The 6,641-nt window shown below is 66.5% G+C and carries 6 protein-coding genes; 3 read left to right on the forward strand and 3 right to left on the reverse strand.

Translation table 11 applies throughout. From position 1 onward, the window contains the following. Nucleotides 1-385: 385 nt before the first annotated feature. From C2L58_RS03315 to C2L58_RS51235, 3 genes are all read left to right on the forward strand, one after another. Nucleotides 386-709: a hypothetical protein gene (locus C2L58_RS03315; RefSeq protein WP_233225524.1), complete on the forward strand. Its 324-nt coding sequence runs from the start codon at nucleotides 386-388 to the stop codon at nucleotides 707-709. Between the two features lie 733 nt (nucleotides 710-1,442). Beyond that, nucleotides 1,443-2,612, forward strand: a complete 1,170-nt coding sequence (locus C2L58_RS03320) for a hypothetical protein (RefSeq protein WP_103335720.1) — start codon at nucleotides 1,443-1,445, stop codon at nucleotides 2,610-2,612. Between the two features lie 372 nt (nucleotides 2,613-2,984). Next, a complete protein-coding gene (locus C2L58_RS51235) occupies nucleotides 2,985-3,119 on the forward strand; it encodes a hypothetical protein (RefSeq protein ID WP_255410487.1) in 135 nt (44 codons plus the stop codon). A 1,042-nt stretch (nucleotides 3,120-4,161) separates the two neighbouring features. On the opposite strand, the gene C2L58_RS03325 is transcribed toward C2L58_RS51235, so the two are convergent. The 3 genes from C2L58_RS03325 to C2L58_RS03335 form a co-directional block, all read right to left on the reverse strand. Then, nucleotides 4,162-5,025, reverse strand: a complete 864-nt coding sequence (locus tag C2L58_RS03325; protein WP_233225525.1) for a tyrosine-type recombinase/integrase — start codon at nucleotides 5,023-5,025, stop codon at nucleotides 4,162-4,164. After that, nucleotides 5,022-5,489, reverse strand: coding sequence for a hypothetical protein (locus tag C2L58_RS03330; RefSeq protein WP_146073521.1), 468 nt, complete (start codon nucleotides 5,487-5,489; stop codon nucleotides 5,022-5,024). The genes C2L58_RS03325 and C2L58_RS03330 overlap by 4 nt, the downstream gene beginning before the upstream one ends. A 156-nt stretch (nucleotides 5,490-5,645) precedes the next feature. Then, a complete protein-coding gene (locus C2L58_RS03335; RefSeq protein ID WP_255410488.1) occupies nucleotides 5,646-6,623 on the reverse strand; it encodes an IS630 family transposase in 978 nt (325 codons plus the stop codon). Nucleotides 6,624-6,641: the final 18 nt, after the last annotated feature.

Raw genomic sequence — 6,641 nt, forward strand, 5'->3', positions numbered from 1 at the left:
GGTGACATCCTTCCACGCAAGGCCGAAGCCTCACACATGAGGTGTCAAGCAAACCCTGGGCAGACCCCAGCACCAACACCAGCGTCCAGGGCCGGGTGGTGGCGACGCTGGCGTAGACGTAGCCGAGGCCGATCGCGGCGCCGGCCAGGATGGGCTCAGGCACGGCGCGTCCTGCAGGAGCTGCTGGCCAATGGCCAGTAACGCCCACGTGGTGCGAGGCGTCTTTTCGTGTGCGGCGCCATTGCGCCGCACACGGCCCCGAGCGGCAGGGACCCCCGCCTTGTCGCCGGGCCCGCGAACAGCCGAGCAATGCAAGCGCCGCGATGGTGGCCTTGTTCCGGTCGGCTCCGCGACCATGGCGCGCTCCGCTGGCCATAATGGGAGGGTGAGCGAGCCGATCCCGCTGTTCCCGGTCACCCGGGTCGACCCGGCGCGGTTCGCCGCGGCGCAGCACCGGCTGTTCACCGGGATGCGGTTGCACATCGGCCGCTCCGACATCGCCCACCAGGTCGCCTGGGTGCCCTGGAGCAACAGCCTCACCCTGCCCGCGCCCGCCTGCCACCAAGGCTGGTCCGGGCTCGGCGCCGGCGGCGAGATTACCCCCACCCACCAGCCGGTCAGCTGCCGCAAGTGCCTGCGGCTGGCCGGCGAACCCGACGATCCTGCTCAGCATGCTCTGTTCGCCCTGCCCGAGCCTGGCGCCCCCTGAGCCGTTCCGATCTGCCGCGACTGGCGCCGCTGATCATCAGCGCGGCACGTTTTCCGCACGTCAGCGATAGCGCGTGCGTTCCCGCCAGGTAGCCCGCCCGCTGGAGGACGCGCAGCGGGTAGTCACGGCACACTCCTTCCAGGTCGGGGTGGGGCGGTATGGGCATGAGGAAGAGGCGGCCGCTCTGCCAACTCAGCTAACGCGGCTATCTGGAGTACATGACGTCATGTACTCCGGACAGCACGGTGGCGGGCGACGGCAGGTTCGCTGGATTCATGCCGCCTCCGTCGAAGACGCCGAGGGGTTGGGCGTGGCTCATCTCAATCCGTCGCTGGTTGAGGAAGCCGACGCTCCGGCACTTCTTCCAGACGACCCAGATTTTCTCTATTGGGCGGTGCCAAGTGGCAGTGGCAAACATCGAGTTTATGCGGATCGCCGCGAGTGGAACCTGACTTGGGCCATGATCCGAATCCGAGTGGCGGTGGTATCGGTGACCTGCGGGTTTGTTGTCGGGGTCGGTGGAACTTGGACACTAATTCTGGACCTTACAATGTGTGCTGTGGCAGGTTCTACGGTGTTGAGCACGGTCGGCGGTGAAGACGATGCGCTGGGCTTGCTGCGGTGGCTGGAGCCGAGGGCACGACCGACGGAGTTGGCAGCGTTCTGTCGAACTCGCCGGCCGGGTGCTGTCGGTCTGACAGAAATCGATCGTCACTCGCGCGGGGAGGACCGGATGGACGACGTGGTCGACGCGTTGGGCCGTATGAAGAACGACGATTTGGTGCAGTCGCTGTTCAAGCACTATGGCCTGAAGCACTGTCCGGCTGCTGATCTCGGCACAAGGAAGGGATACGAAAACCCGCAGGAAGGCATCGAGTTGACAGTCGACGACGGCATCGTGACATCCGTCCACCTGCATTCAGCAGGCCACGACGGTCACGAGGAGTTCCGTGGACCGCTGCCGCGCGGAATTACCTTCGGGGACACCCGGAGCACGGCCCGGGCCAGGTTCGGCAAGCCGAGTTCCTCGGGCGAACCGAAGCAGCACCGTATGGGAAAAACCAGTGCATGGGACAACTGGCGGTTTCCCGAGTACACCCTGCACCTTTCGTATAAGCGCTCGTCCGGGTCGGTAGAACATGTCACCCTGATGCCCGCCGACTGCGAGCCCGGCAAAACTACGCCACCCAAGGCCTTGATGTGGTGGGAGCTCACGGAAGTGCCGCCGGAGCAGGTCGCGTTTATCGAGGTCGGTACCCGCGCCACGCACGTCTGGTACGTCGAGCACACGCGGCACGGCCGCCGCAGCTTCTCGAGCAAAGAGGCCGCGTGGGCCGCGATCCGCAAGCTCATGGACCGCTCTCCGGGCGGTCGGTGGGACCCGGTCCCCAAACCGGCGGACGTGGTGGGCGCGACCCATCCGGGACCGCATCACCCGCGTGCTGTGGTCGACGCGGCGGTCCTCGCGTACCAAGCCGAGTACCAGAACCGGCGGCTGGACGGGACGAACAGGTCGGACTGCTGCCACCGGTTCGGCCTGACCCGCGGCCGCCAAGCCGCCCAACGAGATCGCGCCGAAGGTGCAGGCCCGGAGCCGCGGACCGCTGAGTTTACCAAAACGGCAAAGGTGCGTCACCCGAGCTTCCACGACCCCGCGGTCGTGGTCGAGGGCGTGGCCGACGGGTACCGCGCCGGCTGGGGCGATGCGCAGCCACTCAGCCTTTCGGCACCGAATTGCTGCTACGCCTTCGGTTTCTGGGAAGCGGTAAGCGCAGGCGAAGAGGACTTCATCCAGGCGGAAGCCCGGCGGATCCACCGCAAGTCGCCGTCCGTGCCCCTCGAAGAGACGTTACGGAAGCTGCGGTGGGCGGCCTACCGCCGCAAGCACCCCGCCGACCGGTGACGTGTCACTCCTTAAGGTTGGCCCAGTGGCCTACGTCCAGGTCGGCCAGCACGCCCGGACGGCGGTCGGCGCGACGGAAAAAGGCCAGGCCGTGTAGCGATGGACGCCAGCGACGTAGCCGCGTCCCGCCCCCGTTGGCGACGTTGGGTCAGTGCTGATCGCCGCCGGATGCGTGCTCACCATTCCCACCCGTGCGTCTCCGCGGCAGCGTCCGGCGAGGGTCACCCGACAGTGCCGGACGCCGTACTCCCGCAAGCGGCAGCCCTGCATTCTTCCTGGTCAGTCCGTCGCAGCGTGTCGACTGGTCGACCCCGTCATCCGGCTCGGTACGGAGCGCATGCCGGACAGGGGGCCCGGCTGATCGGCCGTTTCTTGAGCACGGACAGGCCGGACGACGTCCGCGACCTGCTCGCCCGCGTCCCGGAGCCCCGCCTTCAGCCCTACGAAGTCAGCACCGCCGTCAAAAACCCCCGCAACAACGGCCCAGAACTCGTCGACCCGGTCTGAGGACCGGGCTCGACGCGAACCGCTGGAGCGCTGCCAGGGGTCAAGTGGTTCCGGCGATCCCGGCGGCGTGGGCGACCGGACTTGCCGGCGACTGCGGTGTTCACCGTGGTGCTGGCTGTCGGCGCATCGGGCTGCGACCGTGCGGCGGTGTGGTGATTATCGGCACCACTGGTCGTGGCCACGGGCGCACCTGTGACCATGGTCGGTTCCCCGATGTTTTCCGCCCGTGCAGATGGCGGTTCGTCAGGTCTCCGTCTGGTCCGGGATGCAATTGGTCAACTCCTTTCCGGCCTAGTCTCGTCTTTGGGTAATCTCATCGGTACCTGGCAGAGTGTTCATGCATTTCGTAGCCGGGTACCAGCCCACAGCAGCGGACTGGCCAAGGCCCTGGAGTAATTGCCGGGACGGCGGCGCGAAAAGTTCCATTTGACTGTCTCGGCTTGGAGGTGGCCCATAAGCAATTATGACTTCTGAACCACCCTCGAATTGTCCCCCGTGGCGCCCGCGAGTGCATTCATGATCTTGGCCGCATGCCGGAGGCGGCCCCTCGTGCTCACGACGGCCACGGTTGCGGTTCCGCCCGGACCACCCGCCGGGCGAGCGCCACTAGACTAGGGGACCTTGGAATTTGTTGCTCGGGCACTGCGGCGGACCTCAGGGGGAGTGTGAATGCGAAGGATGTGCATCGCGGGCGATAAGTGCCGGCCTGCCGGGCGGCTGCTGTCCGTCGCGCTGTGCCTGGTCGAGGTGGGCTCGGATCCGGTCGACGGCTTTCGCCTGAGGCATGGTCGTCATCAGTGCCTCCCGGGCGGAAGCAGTCGGCCGTCGTCACCGTGAAGAGTGGCCGCCTCGCCAGACAGAACTGCGATATCGGCCAGTGGGTGCGGCTCTCCTGTCAGTGTTGAAAGAGCGGCGGCCACCTCGTGGATGGTCGCTGCCGTGTAGGTCAAGGTGACGCCACCGCGATCGCTTGACGTGTCAGGGCCAGCGTGCCCGGCGTACGCTGCCGCGACGGCGTAGCCGAACGTGCGCTCGACCCAGGTCAACGTCGTGTACCGCAGCCAGTGCGATGTGACGCCGAGTCCCTTCGCCCACGGCAGAATCGCCAGATTCGGTTCCAGAACGTCTGGTACGTGTGATAGCGGATGGGTGTGCCGTTGCGCAGGCGCAGTACCTGGGAGTTCGTGTCATGATCGATACCGCGGGAGTCGTGGTGCTCCAGGAGCGCGTTGAGCAGGGTCGGTGAGACAGGTTGACGGCGGTTCTTGCCACCTTTTTCGCGCAGCAGGACGGTGCAGTCTCGGGGATTGAGGTCGCGACGCCGCAAGTTGAGTGCACCACCGACCCGGCAAGCGGTTTCGCTATGCAACCTCAGCAGGAGGCTGTCCAGCAGCGGGTCAGGGCCGAAGCTGGCTGCGGTCCGGTTGATTTCGGTGAGTTCATGCGAAGTGAGAGCGCGCCGACTGTGGTTCCGTCCTTTGGTGTTCTTGATGGTGGCGGCCGGGCTTTCCGTGATGGGGATCAGCCGGTCTTCGGCAGCTCGCCGGTAGAAGCACTTGACGGCATCGATGAAGAGTGCCCGTGCTCCTGCGCCGGTGTAGGACTCCGATTTGGCGGCAGCTCGTTCTTGGACCAGGTTGGCCAGTGCGTTGATGTCCGTGGCGCGGGGCTCGTCGATCGGCCGGTCACCCCACTCGGCGACCAGGACGTTCCAGTAGAAGATCCAAGTCTTGCTCGACGTCTTGGGCGTCGACTTCGCGACCTCGGGTGCGTACTCGGCGAAGGTCGGCATCGTCTTGGCTTTGGCTCGGCGTGCTGTGTCGTCCAGCGACACGCCGAGCTTGGCGAGCACGAGTTCAACCGCGGCTGCGACGGTCTGCTCGTTTGCGGAGGCGTTCTCGTTCACGGGCGGCCTCCGGGCTGAGCAGCTTCGTGGTGCGGCGAGAGCAGGCGATCGAGCTCGGACATGGTGTAGATGACGAGCGTGTCGCGCTCGGCGCAGGCCGCGAGCATGAGTCGGTCGCCCTTGGCGATTCCGCAACGTGTTCGCATGGCGGAGGGGATGCGGATCTCGCGCCGGGGTGTGAGGTGGTACCAGCCGTCGGCGGCGCGTCGGTAGCTCCCGGCGCCCACCCCGACGGTGGTGAGGGAGAGGGCCTCGTCAACGGTCCATCCGAGGGCGTCGACGATCGACTGCTCGGAGACGCGGCCTGAGCGGTCGACTCGGGCGATCGCGTAAGTCCAGGTAGCTGTGCTCGGCACTGCCAGGACCTGGGCGAGGTCAGGAGCCGCCGTGGGCCTTCCATGGCGGCGTTCGGTTCGGGTTGGCCGGACATCGGGAATAAGGGCGGGGACGATGCGGTCAGACACGGGCCCACCGCCGTGATTCCGCGGGGGAGCGGTCGCGGTTCGCGGGACGGCCAGTCACCGGCCGGCTGCAGGCCGGTACCGAAACGCTGTTTCGGTGGTGATGTGTCGCGCAAAACGCTGACTTAGTGGTCGCTTTCGGAAGTTCTTCCGGGGTGGTCATGCCACGTGTGGGAGGGCGGCAGGGGCATCCTGGCGTTCGTGTTCGGTGATCCTGGCGAGAAGGTCGTGCAGGTCGCGGCGGGTGAACTTCCATTGGAAGGGTGCAGCGGTGGCGTTGTAGCGTTTCTCGAACTCGCCCAGTCGCTGCTCGACCTCGGCCAGATCGGTGAAGTCGTTGGGAGACACGACTTTGCGCTGCACAACCGAAAAGTAGATCTCCACTTGGTTCAGCCACGAGGCGTGTATGGGGGTGTGCACCATGACTGCATTAGGGAACCGCGCGGTCAGCCGATCGATCGCGGCCTGACCGCGGTGAGAGGACCCGTTGTCCACCACCCAGAACACCCGCTTCGCCGAGGCATACGGCTCGACGGTCATGACCTGCTCGACCAGCGCCATGAACGGCACGATCCCGGTCGAAGGCTCGCAGGAGCCGAACACCCGCGCCCGGTGCACGTCGTAGGCAGCCAGATACGCCACCGCACCACCCCGCTCATACTCGTGGTTGACCCGCATCATCCGCGCTCGCCCGGGCGCCAGGGTGGGATGGCAGCGGCAGCGGGCCTGGATCGAGGTCTTCTCATCACTGGAGATCACGAACTCATCCGGCCCCAGCTTCCGGCCATTCCAGCGGCGTTCGTAGAGGTCCAGCACCCGCTCGGCCTTCGCCGTGAAGTCCGGGTCACGCGGAAACAGCCACGACCGATACTGCCAGGGTTTGATCGCCTCCCGCGTCAGCCATCGCCACACCGTCGAGGCCGACATCGCCTCCGCGATACCCTGGGCCACCACCTCCCGGGCCAGTTCCAGACACGACCACCGCGACAACGGCGCCCCTACACGGCCCGGCAGCTGACAGGCCAGTGCCTTGACCTGCGCAACCTGCACCGCGGTGAACCGAGCCGGCCGGCCCGAGCGGGCCCGATCAGCCTGTCGAGCCTGCCCGGGCTCGGTGACAGATAACGAGACCTGCACCAGACCCGGGGCGCATCA

It is taken from the genome of Amycolatopsis sp. CA-126428, assembly GCF_002904335.1.
Lineage (GTDB): Bacteria > Actinomycetota > Actinomycetes > Mycobacteriales > Pseudonocardiaceae > Amycolatopsis.